A 19237-nucleotide genomic window follows, 5' to 3' on the forward strand; every position below is an offset into this window, starting at 1 on the left:
TGCTGTGAGAGAGGGAGAGACTCAACTCCTCGGCTGTTACTGGGTACAAATTAAGGAAACTTCTAACAAATCTAACGCTTTTTGTTGGAGTGGAGTCGGTTGAGTAATTTTCTCAAACATTAGAGAAGTCTCCAGACCACTAGACTGGAATTTATTTTTGACAATCGTTGCTAAATCAGTCATTAAAGTCCGAAAACTATGGACAGGAAGCTTTTCAGGTGTCTTTTTAGTCGCTGCCTTAGCGCGGGCTTTCTTTGAACGCTTAGATGGAGCAACAATTGAACTTTTTCCCTCCGGTTCAACTGTGACTTTTTCATCGTCAAACAGCAGTGGAGCTAAAGCTTTCCTCATGTGCCACTCCACATAATAAGCCAGCATACACAAGAAGACGTGAGCTTTGACGCGCTGTTCTAAACGGTGATAAATTGGACGTACTTTCAAATCGATAGTTTTATAACTGCGGAAAGCTTGTTCGACAGTAGAAAGGCTTTTATAGGTTCTCACCGTTTGAGCCGCATCTAAAGTCTCCGGTTTGACTGAAGTCCGAATAATATAGACTCCATCCAAAGCCGAATCATTGGCGATAGCCGCTTCATTCAATGAGTAAGAAAAACTTGTCTCAGTGATGGCAATATTAAAGTATTTCCCCACACATGTAGCATTGAGAACTCGCCCCACTCTCAGTCCAATCTGGTCGGCTCCTTTGAGGGCGCGTTTATCTCGTGAAGTGGCGATAACAATCTTATTGAGTTCCTGCTGTGTCGCCTGTAATAAAGCAATTCTAGTCAAAGACTTTTCTTGAGCAAGCATCGGGTTGCGACAAGCAATTAGCCGCTCACTGGGGTAATCAGAACAAGAAAATTCTACTAAGTCAGTTTCATCAAATAATGAGAGTTGAACAGCTTCTTGTTCAAGAAGTTTCCGAAGCTCCTTCGGATAGATGTCTTAGGGCTAACTCATTTTCGATTAATTCTTGTTTGGATACCAGCCAATCCATTGCTTCATACAATTCATCTTCATCGGCTTTTTCTAAGCCCAACAGTTCACTTAACGATGAATTGCACGTTTCGCTGTGCAATCCTCTCGCTGTGGCTAACTTGGAACGAGGGTCAAGGAGACGCGCCACGATCATCGCCAAAACTAGAGCTCGTTTTCTCGAATTTGAGGGTGAGATTAGATGGTGCAAAGACAGTTTTTTGATTGTTCCTAAAACCGCAGCTACATGACCATGAGGTAGACTTCTTTCTACAGAGAATGATTCGGAGAGATTTTCAATAGCTGCGCCGCCTTTGAGCACTATTCTCAAGTTATCAATGACAGTATCCGGTAATTTTGACAGGTTAGCTAAAGTTCTTTTACGGATTTTACCCCCTTCACGATAGGACTCTCGTAGGAGGACAGCGGGGGGTGAATTTCTGTTAGGGACTCGTTCAATATACATGGCTACTATTGTCCCAGAAATCTCCCCGCCAAAATCTTAAAAAATTCTTAAAAACATGGGTACGGCTTTCTGGGAGTAAATGGCTCTAGTTCCCGTCACTCAAGCTTTTTCTCCCTTTGTAGTTCATCTGTACGGGGGAACTTCCGGTCTAAGCGCCAACCTGCAAGAGAATTTGGGTTAAAGGGGTCGAATACGAAGTAATCTCGCGTTCTGAAGACTCGTTCGTAAAGGTCTTTTTTAACTCCTGTGTCTACATTAGCGGTGGAGGAAGACATTAATTCGACAATGACATCTGGGTAACGACCACCTTCGTCCCATACCACCCAACCTTGTCGGGGGTAGCTGCCATCGATGTCTAAGACGGCAAAGAAATCTGGCCCTCGGAAGTCTCGGTTACGCGCCTGTTGGCTGCTGTAGTAGACGAACATATTGCCACCACAGAAGAAGTCGTTGCGATCGCACCATGCTTGGTTCTTCAGGATGTAGTATGCTAAACTAACAAACGAAATGCCAGTTAAGTAAACATCTAATTCGATAATTGTCAAAGTTCCGAAACCCATAAGCCGAGCGCTTAATCAACTTAAGTTTGTTGTTAATCCCCTCCACAACACCGCTAGTCGTTCTGTTATCAAAGTAAGCAATGATCTCATCCAACCAACGGATGATAGTCTTCTGGCTATCAGGAAAATAGCTTTTCGCTTGCTTCAGCCATCCTCCCAAGTGAAATAATCCGGCTAACCAATGCTGGGTCTGAGTGAAAATTTGGCGAATTTGCTCTTTTAATTCATGCATTCTCTTGAGAGTAAGAGATACATTCTTGACTCGAATCAGTTTAACTTTTTGCTGTTCACTTAGGTCGGATTCGTTCTTGAGCAAGACATATTTACTTTTCTTTAATCCCTCTAATACTGGCGAATCTTCTGCTTTTTCTTCCCGGCATTTTGCGGTTTTTATTAAATCTTCTACTTGTCTTTTTTCTCGCTTCCTTTGTGCATCTAACTCCTTATTTATTTGTGCCATTACATGAAATAGGTCGGCCACAACCTGAGCCTTTGGCATAAGTTCTATCACAACATTTCTGTACCCCTTCCACAAATCTATACTGACTTCTTCTATTTGCTCTAACGCCTCGCTTCCCCATGACATCAGCACCTCTCTCACTTCTTCTTGTGTCCTTCCTGGTAAAATACCAATTAATTTCGATGTGTCGATGATTTTGGTGTAATCTACGACTTTTTGCTCCACAACGAGGGCAATTACTTTCTTTGCCAATTAATTCCACCTGTAAAATTATTCCAATCCCTTCATGTTGACGATGTGAAATTACTTTTATTCCTTTTATATTCAAGAGTTCTGTCAGCAGCTTTATTCTCTTTTTTGTGGCCATCTCACTATCTATGCGTTCAATCCCTGTTTTGACGGTTTATAGTTAATAGGATATGACCTTCTTTGTCAATACCGACAACCACTTGGTTGACTTTCTTTCGCATTTATTCATCCTTATTGACTTATTTAGCTATTGATTTAGCATACTGACTCATGAAGAACCAAAATCTCATCCCGCATCCCTGCAAGATCAGCTAATTTTGATGATGAAACCCGAATTACGTCAAGAGTTTGCATCCTATATCAGCCAGCAATCTGCGATCGCAGGTTATAAAACCTTAATTCCGGCCAATTTACAAAAAGCCTCAAACTTAGCGGTTGCTAATCTCTACTGGTATTTCAAAGTCAGAGATGAATCAGAAGATGAGATAGAAGCAGAGGCTGTAACGGCGTAAAACATCAAAAACTGAAGATGCGATCGCCTCAAGTGATTGCTTACACAATCAACTAAGCAGATAAGCACATTAAATCAAAAACTCGCAGGGATCGAGAAGTCGGGTACCTTCTGTGAAACCTGACTTCTGGGAGTAAGGTTGATTTACCATCACTCACATCTTACAGCTACCCACTCACCCGCCAAGGAATTAATTCCTTGGCTCATAGCGAAAGTCCTCTTAAGAGGACTAAATGCTGACTTGCAAAGGATTTCAGTCCACTTGAGTGGACTTTGGCTATTAGCCCAGAGTTTAAACTCTGGGCGGGTGTGGCAGCTTACCGAGGATGGTGCAAGACCCCCATGAGCTGGACGCTCACAACAAACAATTAAAGACTCTTCCCCCATTCCCCACTCCCTACTCCCTACTTTCAAGACAGATGTGAGAAGACATACTCGCCGTGCGTCGTTCAATTCCGTCAATAGATAACAGAATATCCCGAACACTTATCCGCCAGTCTCTAGAAGGCACGAATCACATCCTTGAGTACAGGTTCTCGCAAATGTTCCCTTAACGCATCTTGAGTTCCCAAATCCACAGAACAGCCTAGTGGTCTGTCAAGGCAATTTTGACGAACAGTAGAAGTGTGTATGTACTAAGGCTCGGATTAAATTGAAGCGGCTCTATCCGTCAATTAGTTCTTGACAGACCACTAGGATATCTTCCAAATAGTACTGTACTCGCAAAAGTTGAAATAGCCCTCCTGGTTGATTGAACTCTACCAAAAAGTCTACATCGCTGTCAGGACGAGCTTCATCCCGTGCAACTGAGCCAAACAACTCTAAGGACTTCACGTCCAGTTCCTGCAACTGTGCCCGATGTGCTGCCAAAATGGCTATTACTTCATCTCGCTTCATGGTTTGTTTCCCGAAGCCGATTTACTACAAAGGTAACAAACGAGCGTCACTATACTAGAGTTTACTGCTCACCAATGTATATGATGTCCGGTTAATTAGTTAATAAAAACATGTTGATAGTGAGCGCTTAAGCGCCCACTCCGAGAGGACTAAAGTCCCTTACTACAAACGTCCCTATAGTGCGGCTTTTTTAGCGGACATGCTATTACAAAGCACACTGAGTACTCGCACCATTACTGTCTATTGCTACTGCCGTGCGAGTCAGGCGCTCGACAAAAGCTTGGGAAGTCTCCTCAACATTAGAAACCAGTCCATTCAGCCGTAATACCAGAGCCATAATTTTATTCCCATACTCTGGATCAGGACTCCAGCGCCGACTCAAATCATACGCGGAAGGCGCAATACCCCGTGTCACAAACTGAAAACGAGGACTAACAATGGGTGGATGTTCAATGGGTGCAGTGGTTGCATAGGCTTTCAGGTGCTGAATGTGAGCTTTCACTCCCGTTCTAATATCCGGAAAAGAAGCACCCGCCGGATCATTATTTGCCGTACCTATACCACCGAAATTATTCTGTTCCGGCTTTAATTTATCGCCAAAGCGCAAGAAGTTCGTTGTCAGACACATCTGAGCAAAAGCAACATCATGATTGACATCTTCTTTTTCTGCCTCTTCAATGTAAATCCTAGCTATGTTTGGAAACTGCTTGAGAGCCTCTGCATTATTAGTACTGATAAAATTGTTCAAGTCCTTTTCTGAGGCATTACCAAACCAGATAATTTTGTCAGAGTCGTCAAGGTCAGTTTGAGAAGCTGTGCTAATTAATACAGTTTTTGTTTCATTGTCCCAACCTACGGATATTTTAAACTGTTGAAGATCGACCGCCTTAATATAGAGAACATTCCCGTAACTGATTTGGCGAATATCAGCTTCAACAGCCAGGTTAACGCCCAAGCTTTCCACTAAGTCAGCAGGAATATATGAATTACCATTAATTAACAGTCCCTTCTCTTCATGGTCACGGTTTTGAATTTTGATATTAATGGGTTGGAAATATGCTGAGGGTTGACCCGATGTTTCCTTTTGTCCACTCCATTGAATCAACCCATCAGCCAAACCTTTAGCAAAGCGATCGCGATTGTTTTGCAGTAATTTTAAGTCTTCCGGGTTGTCGAGAAAACATAGCTTGAAGATGACTGAAGAAGCCGCAACGTCACGACAGAAAGGAAGTTGATTTTTAGCACTCAAGGTATCTGGCTTAACACCACGAGAGAGGGGTTTTCCCAAACGAAGTTCCGGAACTTTTTCCAGAAATTCCTCTAACAACAATTGAGCCGCTTTCTTTCGCTCCTCATTGCCATCAATATAAAACACTTCTGTCCCTCTGACAGACCCATTAAAAGCATTGCCACTCAGTTCTATAGCAACATCACTGGGAAGCACGCGATTATTGATCCAACTTATTGTTCCTTTCAAGTCCAGACTGTCAGGCACAACGAAAAATTCCACTCCCCGTGACTGGAGTTCCTTCACAAGTGCATTACGAGTCAGAATCATTTCTTCTGCCGCTGTGGTTTCTAAGGCAACAACTCCAGGGTCTTTGAGATCATTAGCCGCAGAAATAAAGATGCGTTTGACTGAGGTTGGAGTGGGAGTTGGCGTTGGAGTTGGCGTTGGAGTTGGCGTTGGAGTTGGCGTTGGAGTTGGCGTTGGAGTTGGCGTTGGAGTTGGCGTTGGTGGCACTAAACCAACCAACCCTAAACTGACCAAAGTAGCAGGCCCAACAATACCATCTGCAATTAAGCCCTTAGCCCGTTGAAACTGCCTAACCACGGACTGAGTTCCTGGCCCAAACACACCATCTGTATCAACCTTAAAATTTGCCTTCACTAACGCCTGCTGAACCCTGCGGACATCCTTACCCTGCATGAAGGGATTCGTCAACCGCAAGATTTCAAAACCCAGCCAAACTTCCCCAAAGCCACCAATGGGACTCCTGTTGAGTCGTCTTTCCGTGGAAGGGCCATAACCCCCATCCTCTGTAATGCGATCGCCGGGATTATACCGATTCCAAACCCGCTGGAACGCCAACACCGCCGTATTCCGAATATCGCGTCCTCCCCACACATAGTCGAAATGGGGATAATCCGCAGGGCCAAACCACCTCCAGCCATACCGTTCCAGGTGAGGTTTCCAGCCAAAAACGTCTTCGATATCAATCGCTAAACCACTTTGGTGATTGCTTTTCGGCGGACGGGCAGCGAGTTGGATACCGCAGCGCCCCCCTGCTTGGTAGTGGTTGAATAAAATCAGTTGCTGGGCAATTGTGCGATAACATGAATTCACAACCATCGGCACACCGCGATCGCGAATTGCTCGCTCTAGGGCGTTTTTGGCACCGGGCTGAAGGAACGGCCACACGGCATTTCCCAAACGCACATTCAAGCCTTCAAAGCTGACTAAGATGTTCCCCGAAACAACGTTCATCTCGTCAATCACCTGCTGGTCAAGTCCCCGCACCACATGGGTTGAACAAGAACGAACATCATACAATACCTGGGTAGAACCGGGTGGAGAAGGCTTGGGCAGCAAGACGGTTTCGTCGTCCCAAATCTGGACGTGGTTGGTGAAAACGTACCAAGTATTCTTGTTGTTAAAGCGGTCTTTCGCCAAAGCGACCCGGATATGGTGTGGCTGTCCGTCGCTAGGGTCCCAACTGTGTAAGTCGAACACACTCCCTTTCTGAACACTATATAAGTCTTCAGGTTTAGAAACTTGACTGCTGTCTGTAGGTTGTTGTTTGAAGATAGTATCTTCAAGAATTTTGAGCTTTAAAGCCATCAGTTGCTCCTTTGCTTGAGATACAAATTATTCGTACTCCCCTTGTGTAATATGCCGAGTATTCGATGCAAAATTCGTATCAGATACAAAAGTAAAAAATTTTAAAAGCTTTGCAACCTATTGGGCGAATTTGTTACAATTTGCAGCCGCCAAAAGTGCCTCCCGTTGTTGTAAAAATACGGTTAGCGGAGCCGGAGTTCATACGAGGACGGGGAAGTATTTAGATATAAACCATCCAAGATTAATTTTTAATTCTTCACTCGTTAAAAACATACTGCTGCGCCACACGCCAGTAACGAGAGAAACGCTTAAGGTCAATATAGCCCTCATAATTCACAAACGGTTCAGGCGACCAAACTTCAATCTCTAATGACGAAATGTCTTCAATCCGATTGCAAATTACCTCAAACCGAGGACTCGGACTTGTCGCCGTCGCCACACCATCTGCACCCTGTTCCTGGGCAAAAGCAACAACTTCCTTCGCTACATCGCCCCGTCGAATCGTCACTGGTAACTCCAACAAACACTCATAAATAAACACAATTCGCTTCAAACTAATCTTCCATTCCTCCAACAGAGCATCATCCCATACCCAAATTGCCGCCGCCTCTGGATATTCTTGCAACGCTGGATTCTTAGGACTCAGACAATCTCCATGTACCCAAACAATCGGCTTTTCCATCCCTCTCTTCTTCTCTCCTCTGTGTGTCCTCTGTGACTGGAGTAGTTCGTCACACTTCCCTCACCTACCTGCGGCGCTTTTTCGGGCGCTCAAAACTCCGACTCCCACCCCTCTTGTCAATTGACTCCGCTTGGGGAAACAGTCGTTGCTCCAACTGCTCATAACTCCCCTCAAAATCACATTTGCCATAGAGCGGACAGACTTGACAATAAGCGCAATTAGTGTATTTCTCCAAATTCTCCCGGTTGAAGAAATAAGGCTTATGGCTGAACGTACTCGCCACCCACTGCCAAGAGAGATTATTACTTGCCGGGTCACCATCCAACAGATGTGATAAAAACCACCTCGCCCCTGCCTGCCAACGCACATGCCGCCAATGCACCAGGTAAGCCGCTAACCACATTCGGGCGTGATTGTGTAGGTAACCCATCTCTCGTAACTCATGGCTGAAGCTGTCAATGCAAACCATGCCAGTGGTGCCCTGTTCCACATCAGCCGGTAACTCTGCCTGATACACCCCGGCAGCATAGCCTGTTTTGTAGTCCTCTTGGTCTTTCCAAATGGCATCCCCTTTCTCGGCATATAGCCGTTGCCAGTAATCCCGCCAAGCGAGTTCCTGAATTAATTTCTCCGCCTCATTGGGATTTTGTACATTTTTAAGGGCAAAGTCCCTGACTTCAGCGAGACTCAAAACCCCATAACGGATATAGGGGGAAAGGCGGGTGACTTTCCCGTTCAGAAAGTTGCGGGATTTGGCATACTGAGCGGGATTGACTTGATTGAGTGCTACCTCTGCGGCCTTACGCCCTCCGACGATTTCACTGACTGACTCATCGCCGTCTGCTGCATTGGGGAACTGTTCGCGGACGTAGGCGATTAACTCGTCGCGGCTGGGAAACTCCCGTCGCATATCATGATTTTTGGTGTGGTTCATCTTGCTTTTCTCTCAGCCGCCGTTGTTCAATTGTCCATTAAGTTGCAGTTTTTTCTAAGCTAACGGATATTGAAATTGCATCTAAGGATTTTTGATCAGCTCAATGGCCTCCAGCCCTGGCAAAATAAGTGAGGATTAAAGACCAATCATCAGGAGTGAGTTTAATGAGGCTTGGTCGGTGGGCATCCGAAAAACGCACCTGGATCATACAGCCAGTAATTTTGGCCATTCTGGCTTTCGGCTTGGCAATCCTGCTTTCTAACTGTAATCCCTCTTCTACAAACTCAACGAGTAGCCCTCCATCGCCAGCCAATAGCCCAGCCGCACTGTCAGCGGGTTCGCTAGTTTATGGTGCAGGAGGAGAACCGGTGAATCTAGAACCGGGAAATATTGAAGATGGCAACTCTCTAACGGTTCAAAATCAAATCTACAATCGCTTAATTCAATTCAAGCCCGGTACCACCGATTTGGACCCGGCTTTAGCTACGGAGTGGAAGTCGGCGGAAGGCGGCAAAGTCTGGACATTCAAGTTGCGATCGGGGGTAAAGTTTCACGATGGCACCGATTTTGATGCGGAGGCGGTGAGATTCAATGTAGATCGGTGGTGGAATCCCAAAAGCGAGTTTGGCTACCGCAATGCCGGCAAGACTTACATCATTTGGAAAAATTTATTTGGCGGCTTTAAGGGGAGTCCAGAATCACTCTTACAAGATGTCGTAGTCGAGGGGAAGGATACGATTAAGTTTGTACTCAAACAGCCATTTGCTATCTTTCCCACCGCGATCGCATCGGGCTACTTTGGCATCGCTAGCCCAACGGCGATTAAAAAAGCCCAAGCTAGTTATGGCACTCCCGCCTCCTTTGCTGTGGGAACGGGTCCATTTATTTTTAGAGAATGGCGCAGTGGCGATCGCATCGTCCTCGCCAAAAACCCAAATTATTGGCAGGAAGGCTTACCGAAATCCGAGCAATTGACCATCCGCTTCATTAGCGACCCAGCCGCTAGGTTAGTGCAACTCAGAGCCGGAACCATCGATCTGACGGTAGATTTAACTCCCGATCAGCTACAAGAAGTGCAAAGAGACCCGAATGTCGAGCCGATTTTTCGCCCGTCTTATAACGTCGGCTACCTGGCGCTCAATCCTAGCTATGAGCCTCTCAAAAAACCCGAAGTCCGTCAAGCGATCGCTCAAGCCCTGAACAAACAGGAAATTGTCAAAGCATTTTGGGGGGAATTAGGTGAAAATACGCCGCACTTTACGCCTCCCTTATTCAAAGAGTATCAATCCCAGAAAGCCACGGGCTATCCTTACAATCCCGAACAAGCCTTGCAAACCCTCGCCAAAGCGGGTTATCCCAATGGCTTTGATCTTCAACTCTGGTATATGCCTGTCAGCCGCCCTTATTTTCCTACCCCCAAGCCAATTGCTGAAGCCTTCGCTGCTGAATTAAGTGCGATCGGGATTAAAGTTAACCTGCAAACGAAGGACTGGGCGGCTTACCTTGGCGATCGCAACAAATCGCCCGGTTTCCAAGCTTTTATGCTGGGTTGGACAGGGGACTACGGCGATCCAGACAGCTTTTACTACCCTCACTTCGGCCCCGGTGCTACGGCTGATTTAGGAAACTGGAAAAATGAGCAACTGTTCAAACTCTTAGATCAGGCTCGTGCTACTCAAGACAAGGCAGCGCGAATCAAAATTTATCAGCAAATTGATGAAATTCTCGAAAAAGAAGCCGTGCGTATACCCATTGTCCATTCCAAACCCTTGTTAGCCAAGCGTAAGATTGTTCAGGGTTGGACACCCAGCCCTCTTGGGACTGAACCACTAGGAGCAGTTAGCAAGTCCTGAGCCATTCACATAAATTTATACACACTTGCAGTCAAATGTAGTCCTTTATTTTCCCCCGTCTCCCATCTGGAGAATGGATGGATTTTGATTGATTATGTAGTTGTTATTGTCAAATATTTCTCCGCATGGGACTCCTACAAATCCCTAGTATTTTTTATCTTTATCGAGTTCCTTGAATTTATAGCCATGGAACACATAGGAGCGAACGATAAGTGCAATTACCTAACTTTAAAGCTCTAATTTCCCCACAAAAATGCAGTATAACTCGAATGTTTCTTTAACTGATTCTATAAAGATTCTATGAAGTAAAGCTCTATACAAACGTAATCTTAATATATAAGCTTTGTTTATGATTTTAAGTTATACCAGGAATCCTTTGGTCATTGTTTTTTAAAGTTTTGTTTAACTTGCTAATGAACTGTAAAATCTTAGCTGATTTATCGGCAAAATAGCTGTTTTTATTTTAAAAAATATTGCTTGCTTTTTAATAAAAAAATATACTCATCAATTTTTATATTTTGTAACCGTATAAAAATACGAACAAGATTAAGGAAAAGCTGACTACTCGATTCAAGGCAACTGTATTTTTACAGCATCAGGGTTGCCGAAATGAACAATGAAAAAAGTTACATTAATGATTCCAGGCCAGGGAGTTGTTAGGAATATCAGTGTGGCGGTACAGGCGGCGATGGTAGAGCCAGAGCATCAGCCTTTCAGTACAGACTCAGGCTACCATTACACATTTACAGTTTTTACTCCTACCCACAACCGGGCACATACCTTATCGCGTGTTTACGAAAGTCTTAAAAGACAGACTTATCGGGATTTTGAGTGGCTGATTGTCGATAATGGTTCAATCGACAGCACGCCTGAGTTAGTAGAGCAGTGGCAAAAAGAAGCTAAGTTTCCCATCCGCTATATTTACCAAAACAATAAAGGTAAACATATCGCTTATAACTTGGCAGCAAGAGAAGCTAAAGGCGAACTTTTTATTTGCTTAGATTCTGATGATGCTTGTGTAGCAGAAGCCTTAGCATCTTTCAAATATTATTGGGATAGCATTCCCAAAGCTGAACAGGAGCAGTTTTTTGGTGTAGAGTGTCCGTGTCAAGACCAAAATGGTAAATTGATTGGCAGTTATTATCCTTCTACTCCTACGGATACTAACTTTTGTGAAATGCGTTATCGCCTTAAAGTAAAGGGTGAAAGATGGGGGTTTCAACGGACTGATATACTGCGAAAATTTCCCTTCCCAGAAGTCATTGGACAGAATTTATACGTTGCAGAAATGATTGTTTGGTCTAGGGTTGCCAAAAAATACAAAATCAGATGTGTGAATGAATGTTTACGAATCTACTATGTTGATAGTGGAGCAGATCAGCTAACTAAATCTAATTGGGTACGTAAAAATCCGTTTGGTTTCATTTTAATGTCTAAAAGTATTTTAGACACGGATATCGATTATTTCCACTTTTCTCCCTGGTTTTTTATTCGCAATGCGATTAACTATAGCCGCTACTGTTTTTATTTGAAGATTGGCATTACCAAACAATTTATCAATCTCAACTCTTTCCTAGGCAGACTGCTGTGGTTTGTGACATTCCCCCTAGGATATGTGCTTTGGTTTACTGGAGTTTAGTTTAAAGCAGCGCATTCTGACTCTGAGCGTATTTATAATAGGTCTGTTAAGATAGCTGATTTTAGTTTGTCTTGATCAATACGCTCTGAGATTAACATGGGTCGATATATCCTCAAACGCCTGCTTAACTTAATCCCCGTCCTTTTGGGGATTACACTGTTAGTTTTCATCCTCTTGCACTTAATTCCAGGAGACCCAGCACAGATATTAGCAGGAACACGCGCCACACCTGAAACAGTGGAGGCAATCCGAGAGCAGTTGGGATTAAATAAGCCTCTACTCTTACAGTACCTTCTCTTTTTGGGGAATCTGCTACGCTTCAACCTGGGCAATAGCATTATGAGTGGCGCTTCAATCATTCAAGAAATTGCGATTCGTTGGCCTGCTACTTTTGAGTTATCGGTTGCTGCCATGTTCATTGCTCTCATGTTGGGAATTCCGGCGGGAGTTTTGGCAGCCGTTCGCAAAAATAGCCCGATTGATAATCTCACGATGAGCGGTTCTTTACTCGGTGTTTCTATGCCAGTATTTTGGTTAGGATTGCTCCTAATTTATCTATTTGCCGTCAATCTGCAATGGCTTCCCCCTGGTTTACGCATGAGTCAAGAGGTCGCCTCAACCTTCAAACCCCTGACTGGTTTTTATGTCTTCGATGCTTTACTTCAATTCAATTGGAATGCACTGAAAGATGTACTTGCACATTTGGTTTTGCCAGCGTTAACTCTAAGTACCATCCCCCTAGCGATTATTGCCCGAATTACTCGCAGCGCTATGCTTGAAGTGCTATCACAAGACTATATCCGCACCGCGAGAGCTAAGGGAGTTTTAGAACGTTGGGTGATTTTTAAGCACGCTTTGAAAAATGCTCTCTTGCCAGTGGTAACGATTATTGGCTTGCAGTTTGGGACACTTTTAAGCGGGGCAATTCTCACGGAAACAATTTTTTCTTGGCCTGGAATTGGCTTCTGGATTTACGATGGGATTCTCAACCGTGATTATCCTGTTGTACAGGGAGGCGTTATTTTTGTATCGATTAGCTTTGTGCTAATTAATCTGTTAGTGGATATTTCCTATGCCTTTTTAGACCCCAGGATTCAGTATCGATGACAGTTACCCTAAAGGCTTGGAGTGCTAATGCTGGAAATGCACTTGGGCGATTTTTGCAATCGACATCGGGCAAGATTGGTTTATTTCTGGCGATCGCAATTATACTCCTAGCGCTACTCGCTCCAGTTTTGCACCCTTATGACCCCTCGACAGACCGAAATTACCTAACGCGGTTGAAACCTCCCAGTGCTCAACATTGGTGGGGTACGGATGGTTTGGGGCGAGATGTATTGATACTGGTATGGTATGGGCTGCGGACTTCACTGTCTGTGGGTTTAGTCTCGGTACTGCTGGGATTAACAATTGGGGTGTTGCTAGGATTGGTGGCTGGATACTTCCGAGGATGGCTAGAGACGGCAATTGGTTGGTTGACGGATATCCTGTTAGCCTTTCCTTCGATTTTATTAGCGATCGCCGTCGTTACCATCACAGGCCCTAGTTTACCCAGTGTGATGATTGCTGTTGGTGTTGTGCAAGTGCCAATTTTCATCCGGCTGACGCGCAGCATGGTGCTATCCTTACGCGAGCAAGAGTTTGTCCAAACTGTGATTGCGTTTGGGGCGACACCCGCCCGAATAATTTTCCGCCATATCTTACCCGCTAGCCTTGCACCCATCGTAGTACAAGCCACTCTATCGATTGGGACGGCAACTTTAGAAGCGGCAGGTTTAGGATTTTTGGGTTTGGGTGCTCAACCACCTACGCCAGAGTTAGGAACCATGCTATCGGATGCTTTTAAAAATGGCTATTCTCTCTCTGCCCCTTGGACAGTCCTGTTTCCGGGTTTGATGATTACGCTGATGGTTTTAGCTTTTAACCTTTTGGGGGATGGGTTACGCGATGCTCTTGACCCACGAGAAGGTTATTAAACCTAAATTACTTACTCCGTCAAGTATCAAAGTACGTAATTTCTGGTAGCCGGAAATTAGTAATCAGCTTTCTATTTTTTCCTCTTCCTCAGTTTTGAAAAAACTCACTCAATTGATTCCAAAACCCTTGTAAGTCTCCTTGCAGAACACATTTTAGCTGGGAAATAACGGGGTGTGTAAAGAAGAATACTTCTTCTCAATTTTTAGTCAGTTGTCAGTTCATTCTTTCGAGCCATATCTTTAGATAGAGGAGAAGTTCTGACTACAGTAGTACACTATCGACATGGCAAGTGTTAAGTTACCCAGCACATTGCTACTGACAGGACATCAAGCCTTAAGCCTCTACTGATAACTTAGTAGGGGCTTTTTTTTATGCTTATTTTTTCATAAAATTACCCCCGCTCTTGGGGAGCAGGGGTAGGGCTTACCGACAGGACAGCAAGCTCCATTACCAGCTTAAAATTATTTTAAGAATATATCGCCTACTAGAAGATGTATGCCTCATGACTGACATACTTGACACCTATTGATTGAATTGAATGAACCGCGCCCAAGCTTTAATTCAAGACTTTAATGCCAAACGTTTGCTCAGCCAGATGAGCCACAACTGCAACTAACTCATCAGGCTCAATTGGCTTCGGCAAGTGTACATGAAATCCGGCAGCAAGCGAACGAATCTGTTCTTCTTTTGCAGCGTAAGCCGTCAAAGCAATAGCTGGTATGAGTCCTCCCTGGTTAGGGGAGAGGGTTCTGATTTGCTGAATCAGCCAATATCCATCCTCAAATGGCATGGCTATATCACTGATGAGAACATCGGGTTTAAAGGGTGCCTTCCTGTAGCCTGTGCTTTGCTTCATCACCTTGAAGGCTTCCCTGGCTGATGTGACAGTTACCACCTGTGTCTTATAGTCTTCGAGAATTATTCGCACTAGCTCGAGACTGTCTTCATTGTCATCAACTACCAATACTTGCAAGTTTTCGAGAATTTTAAATCTATCTTCCTCAAGATGCCAATTGTCACAAGTATTTGAAATCATAGTGTTATCTCCTTAGTTGGAGGGTCAATTAGGGAGAAAGTCCTTCTAGAGAAATGGCGGCAACCGTCTCTCTAGAAGGCAGATTGCTCATTCTTTCATTTAATCAGGCTGGTCTAACTCCAGTCTTATGCCCTCAGACATAGTACGGATAGGGATGAACTCAAAGCCAGATTTGCAGGAAAAATCGGTTTAGCTTGACTGGAGAACTTTCGTTGCGTCATCCTCTATCAAACGACCATCTTCCATATAAACCAGTCGGTCAGCAATATCGAGAATACGATTATCATGAGTGACAAGCAGAATAGTGCAACCCTGTTCTTTGGCTAAACGCTGCATAATTTCAACGACATCTCGACCCGATTTCTTGTCGAGTGCCGCAGTGGGTTCATCGGCTAAAACAATCTTGGGATGGCTGACTAAAGCACGAGCAATCGCTACCCGTTGCTTCTGTCCTCCTGATAAATTTTCAGGATAATAATTCGTGTGATTTCCCAAGCCAACCTGTTCTAAAATTGCTGTTGCTTTAGCATTCATGTCCTGATTCAGCATTTCGTCGTGGAGTTCTAACGACATCCGCACATTTTGTTTAGCCGTCAAAAAGCTCATCAAATTATGGGCTTGAAAAATATAGCCAATTTGCCTTCGGACTTTCGTTAACTGTGGTTTACTCGCTCCACTCATCTCCTGTCCGAGAATCTTCAGGCTGCCTTCTTGAGCAGAACGTAATCCGCCTAGCAAGGTCAATAACGTTGTTTTGCCTGACCCAGACGGCCCAGTCATAATCACAATCTCCCCGGAATAAATTTCTAGATTAATATCAAATAAAGCTTGTTTACGCAGTGCACCTTTCCCAAAGTAATGGTTGACTTGGTGGACGGTAATAACAGGTTCGGTACTCAGCCGTGAGTTAGATAAGGGAGAATTAATAGCTTCCATATACTTATGTTTGAAACATATACTAAAACACATCAGCAGGGTCAGCCGATTGTAGTTTTCGCATAGAAATTACGCCAGAAATCACACACATAACAATCGTGAGGATCAGGACTAATATGGCTCGTGACAGCTTCATCCCAATGGGTAAAAGGGTAGCCGTATACGCAATCTGAAATAGACCCATCGCCAGCAAGAAACCTGGAATATAACCCAACACAGCGAGGAGTAATGCCTCTTGCATCAAAACACCGAGGAAATAGCGATCGCTATACCCCATGGCTTTCAACGTAGCGTATTCAGGGAGGTGATCGGACACATCAGAATAGAGAATTTGATAGACAATAACTACACCGACAATGAATCCTACAACTACACCCAAGCCGAAAATAAAGCCAATTCCACCACTTTGCCAGTAATCAATTTCAATCTGGGCAAATTCTTGAGGAGTGAGGATTTTAATATCATTGGGTAAAGTCGCAACGAGGCGCGATCGCACTTGCTCAATATCCGCGCCCGGTTTTAGATTAATCAAACCAACGGCAATTTGATTGGGGGGGTTATCAGGAAATAGTTTCAGAAACGTTGACTCACTGGTGATAATATTCCCGTCTGCACCAAACGAAGCACCTAGGGTAAACAAATCAACAATCTGAATATTCTGTCCATTTACCTGAGCTTCCAGCGTTTTTTCTTGTTTTAAAAGGTCTGCAATGGGGCCATATTCAGGTCGAGAAGCGCGGTCAAATAGAGCTTGATTTAATAGTTTAATTCGCTCCAAGTTTTGATTCACTTCGGGGAAATTAAAAGCCGGATTGGCGGGGTCAATGCCCCATACTAAGATGCCACGACTGAGACGTGTTTGGGAATTTCGCCACTGGGCAATGTTAATGTATAACCCACGAACCGATTCAACTTTGTCATCACTTAAGGTTTGATAAAGTCGCTCTCTAGGAAAGTTTTTGATGTAGAACAGGGTTTGAAATTGGGGATTAATTAATACTAAATCTGCCTGAAGATTTTGGTGTGATTTTGTCGCACCGTCCAGTAACGCATCCAAAAAACCTAGTTGAATAAACATCAACATGTCGGCAAAGGCAATTCCTGCCAGTGCTACGGCGAGGCGTGTTCTTTCTCGACTGACTTGAAACCAAGCTAGAGGTGTTTTACGAAACAGTTTGGGCAGCATAGTGAACTTACCTCATATCTGATTGAATATTGCTATATCAAACATTCGTTATAAATAATGGCATCGTATATTTACTCTTGAATCGCCACCTGTACTTGTAAGTTAGTTAATCCTGCAACTCGCTGACTATGTTCAGGATTGAGATTGATTTTGACCTCTACCACTCGCCGATCAAGGTTTTCTCCTGGTTGATTGCTAAAAACATTTTGCCGACTGACTTGTAATCCAATTTCGCTCACAGTTCCTTGGAGTTCACCGGGAAAGGCTTGGCTGGTAATTACAGCTTTTTGTCCTAACTTAACTTTGCCAATATCGGTTTGATAAACTTCAGCAACCACTGCCATCTGGGAGGTTTGTCCCAACTCGGCAATTCCTGATTCACTAATTTTTTCTCCAGGATGAGTGTGAATCTTTAAAATCTGTCCAACAATTGGGGCATGAATATAGGCTAAATTCAGTTCTGTTTGAGCGCGTTTGACTTCGGTAACGGCTTGATCGACTTCGGTTTGAGCCGCTTGCACATCCACAGGGCGAACTTCAGTAATCTGGTTGAGGGTGGCTTTGGCTTGCTTGAGTTGCTCTTGCAATGTCTCTGCTGTTCGCTTTTGGGTGGCTGTTGCTTGGTTAACTTGAGCTTGAGCCGTTTCCAGGGTGAGGCGCTTGTTATCCAGGTTTGATGCCGATTCTGCACCTTCCCGGTACAGCATTTGAAAGCGGTTGTACTCCGCACGAGCATTGTTGAGTTCGGCTTGGTAACGTGCGATCGCCGCCGATTGAGTAGAAAATTCTCCCTCTAATTCGGCTTGTAATCGGGTAATTTCGGCTTTTTGAGCGGTAATTTTTCCGGTTTTTGCTCCTGATTTCACCTGGGCTAAGCGGGACTGAGCCACTCTCACTTGTTGTTTGGCTTGCTCTAAGGCAGATTGTAAGCGATCGCGGGAATCGAGAATCGCAATCACTTGTCCCTGCTGCACCTGATCGCCCTGTTTGACTAAGACTTGAGCAACACGATCGCCATCCAAACTCACTGGCGCTGACAGGCGAATCACTTCACCCATCGGTTCGAGTCGTCCCAACGCTGTCACTTTTTTGATGATTGGAGTCTTTTCTATGGGTTGGGAGGGTTTGCGATCGCCAATCATACCGAACCGAGACGCGCCATAAAAAACCGTCGCACCTGTAACCGCAGTAGCCGCTATGATCAGTCCAATTAGCCACCGCTTGGATGGTTTTGATAATAATTGCGAACTCATGTTTGCTCCTGTTTTTGTTGTGGTTTCAAGTACAGCGTTAGCATTTTCCTCAACAGTTCAGCTTGTTCTTCGATGGGTACCACGTCTCCCTCGAATAGTCGAACTAAGAGTAGACCCATCAGCACACTGAGACTAAAGTTGATCAGGGCGCGGTCTTGGATGCCCAAAAGTTCAGTCATCAACTGTCTACTTTCCTCAAACATCTGTTTGAGTGTCTCGTTGTTAATTACCTCTTCTCGGTCTTGCTGTTGGTAAAAATCAACTCCGACTAAGATTTGCTTGTGGATGTAGTCTTCATGTTGAGCATGGAAGGCAAATAAGGCTTTAATTCGCTCTTCCAGTGTTTCGGCGTTTTCGAGTGCAGTTGCGATCGCTTGATTGTCTTGTCGAGTTTGCTCCTCTACCAATTGCCAAAACAGCTCTTTTTTACTCGGAAAATAGTGATATAGGGTTCCTGTGGAAACCCCCAGTCCCTTGGCAATCTCCCGCATGGTAATCGAGGCATAACCCTTCTGTGCAAATAAATCGAAGCACTTGATCAGAAGTTCTTTGCGGTATTGATCGTGGTCAACAATCTTCGGCATGGTCAGGATTGCTTTATATCGAACGTCCGATATATTATAAGACACCTACCGTTAGCCTAAGATTGTTCGTCTTGGGCGCTTTGTTTATATCGAACGGTTGATATATTTATATCACAGCGTGTTTAGGTTGAGGAAGAGGCTTTGACCCAAATGGCGAATTCTTCCTTCATTGGTGAGTCAGAAGCCAACCATAGCCA

Annotated in this window: 13 protein-coding genes and 4 pseudogenes; 5 read left to right on the forward strand and 12 right to left on the reverse strand. The window is 44.4% G+C overall.

The genetic code is table 11. The features are described from left to right. Window positions 1-36 precede the first annotated feature (36 nt). From MIC7113_RS25985 to MIC7113_RS34305, 3 pseudogenes are all read right to left on the reverse strand, one after another. Window positions 37-1441, reverse strand: a pseudogene (locus tag MIC7113_RS25985) (IS1634 family transposase). 146 nt (window positions 1442-1587) lie between these two features. Further along, window positions 1588-1911, reverse strand: a pseudogene (locus MIC7113_RS25990) (Uma2 family endonuclease); the annotation flags it as partial. Window positions 1912-1936: 25 nt separating this feature from the next. Next, a pseudogene (locus MIC7113_RS34305) lies at window positions 1937-2828 on the reverse strand (ISL3 family transposase). A 202-nt stretch (window positions 2829-3030) separates the two neighbouring features. On the opposite strand from MIC7113_RS34305, the gene MIC7113_RS26000 reads away from it, so the two are divergent. Next, entirely contained in the window at window positions 3031-3222 is a 192-nt protein-coding gene (locus MIC7113_RS26000) for a hypothetical protein (protein WP_051055801.1), read from the forward strand. Between the two features lie 499 nt (window positions 3223-3721). On the opposite strand, the pseudogene MIC7113_RS39330 reads toward MIC7113_RS26000, so the two are convergent. From MIC7113_RS39330 to MIC7113_RS26020, 4 genes and pseudogenes are all read right to left on the reverse strand, one after another. Next, window positions 3722-4118, reverse strand: a pseudogene (locus tag MIC7113_RS39330) (nucleotidyltransferase family protein). 205 nt (window positions 4119-4323) lie between these two features. Continuing rightward, on the reverse strand, window positions 4324-6960 hold the full coding sequence (tftA, locus tag MIC7113_RS26010; RefSeq protein WP_015185181.1) for a hormogonium tapered terminus morphoprotein TftA: 2637 nt from the start codon (window positions 6958-6960) through the stop codon (window positions 4324-4326). A 256-nt stretch (window positions 6961-7216) separates the two neighbouring features. Next, complete coding sequence (locus tag MIC7113_RS26015) at window positions 7217-7642, reverse strand: hypothetical protein (RefSeq protein WP_015185182.1); 426 nt, start codon at window positions 7640-7642, stop codon at window positions 7217-7219. A 64-nt stretch (window positions 7643-7706) separates the two neighbouring features. Beyond that, window positions 7707-8576, reverse strand: coding sequence for an FAD-binding domain-containing protein (locus tag MIC7113_RS26020; RefSeq protein ID WP_015185183.1), 870 nt, complete (start codon window positions 8574-8576; stop codon window positions 7707-7709). A 164-nt stretch (window positions 8577-8740) separates the two neighbouring features. On the opposite strand from MIC7113_RS26020, the gene MIC7113_RS26025 reads away from it, so the two are divergent. The 4 genes from MIC7113_RS26025 to MIC7113_RS26040 all read left to right on the forward strand — a co-directional run bounded on the left by MIC7113_RS26025 (window position 8741) and on the right by MIC7113_RS26040 (window position 14044). Next, window positions 8741-10429 carry an ABC transporter substrate-binding protein gene (locus MIC7113_RS26025; protein WP_015185184.1) on the forward strand — a complete coding sequence of 563 codons (1689 nt, stop codon included), beginning with the start codon at window positions 8741-8743 and terminating at the stop codon, window positions 10427-10429. 616 nt (window positions 10430-11045) lie between these two features. Beyond that, window positions 11046-12068, forward strand: coding sequence for a glycosyltransferase family A protein (locus MIC7113_RS26030; protein ID WP_015185185.1), 1023 nt, complete (start codon window positions 11046-11048; stop codon window positions 12066-12068). 96 nt (window positions 12069-12164) lie between these two features. Next, window positions 12165-13175, forward strand: coding sequence for an ABC transporter permease (locus MIC7113_RS26035; protein WP_015185186.1), 1011 nt, complete (start codon window positions 12165-12167; stop codon window positions 13173-13175). Beyond that, the gene (locus MIC7113_RS26040) at window positions 13172-14044 is read left to right on the forward strand and encodes an ABC transporter permease (RefSeq protein ID WP_015185187.1); all 873 of its coding nucleotides are present in this window, start codon (window positions 13172-13174) and stop codon (window positions 14042-14044) included. The genes MIC7113_RS26035 and MIC7113_RS26040 overlap by 4 nt, the downstream gene beginning before the upstream one ends. A gap of 557 nt (window positions 14045-14601) precedes the next feature. On the opposite strand, the gene MIC7113_RS26045 is transcribed toward MIC7113_RS26040, so the two are convergent. The 5 genes from MIC7113_RS26045 to MIC7113_RS26065 form a co-directional block, all read right to left on the reverse strand. After that, window positions 14602-15081 (reverse strand): response regulator, encoded by a 480-nt coding sequence (locus MIC7113_RS26045; protein ID WP_015185188.1) that lies wholly within the window; start codon window positions 15079-15081, stop codon window positions 14602-14604. 189 nt (window positions 15082-15270) lie between these two features. Next, complete coding sequence (locus MIC7113_RS26050) at window positions 15271-16017, reverse strand: DevA family ABC transporter ATP-binding protein (RefSeq protein WP_041780228.1); 747 nt, start codon at window positions 16015-16017, stop codon at window positions 15271-15273. Between the two features lie 22 nt (window positions 16018-16039). Next, complete coding sequence (devC, locus tag MIC7113_RS26055) at window positions 16040-17203, reverse strand: ABC transporter permease DevC (protein WP_015185190.1); 1164 nt, start codon at window positions 17201-17203, stop codon at window positions 16040-16042. 71 nt (window positions 17204-17274) lie between these two features. After that, window positions 17275-18456, reverse strand: a complete 1182-nt coding sequence (locus MIC7113_RS26060; protein WP_015185191.1) for an ABC exporter membrane fusion protein — start codon at window positions 18454-18456, stop codon at window positions 17275-17277. Beyond that, window positions 18453-19040: a TetR/AcrR family transcriptional regulator gene (locus tag MIC7113_RS26065; RefSeq protein WP_015185192.1), complete on the reverse strand. Its 588-nt coding sequence runs from the start codon at window positions 19038-19040 to the stop codon at window positions 18453-18455. The genes MIC7113_RS26060 and MIC7113_RS26065 overlap by 4 nt, the downstream gene beginning before the upstream one ends. Window positions 19041-19237 lie beyond the last annotated feature (197 nt).

The sequence above is a fragment of the Allocoleopsis franciscana PCC 7113 genome (assembly GCF_000317515.1).
Classification (GTDB): Bacteria; Cyanobacteriota; Cyanobacteriia; order Cyanobacteriales; family Coleofasciculaceae; genus Allocoleopsis; species Allocoleopsis franciscana.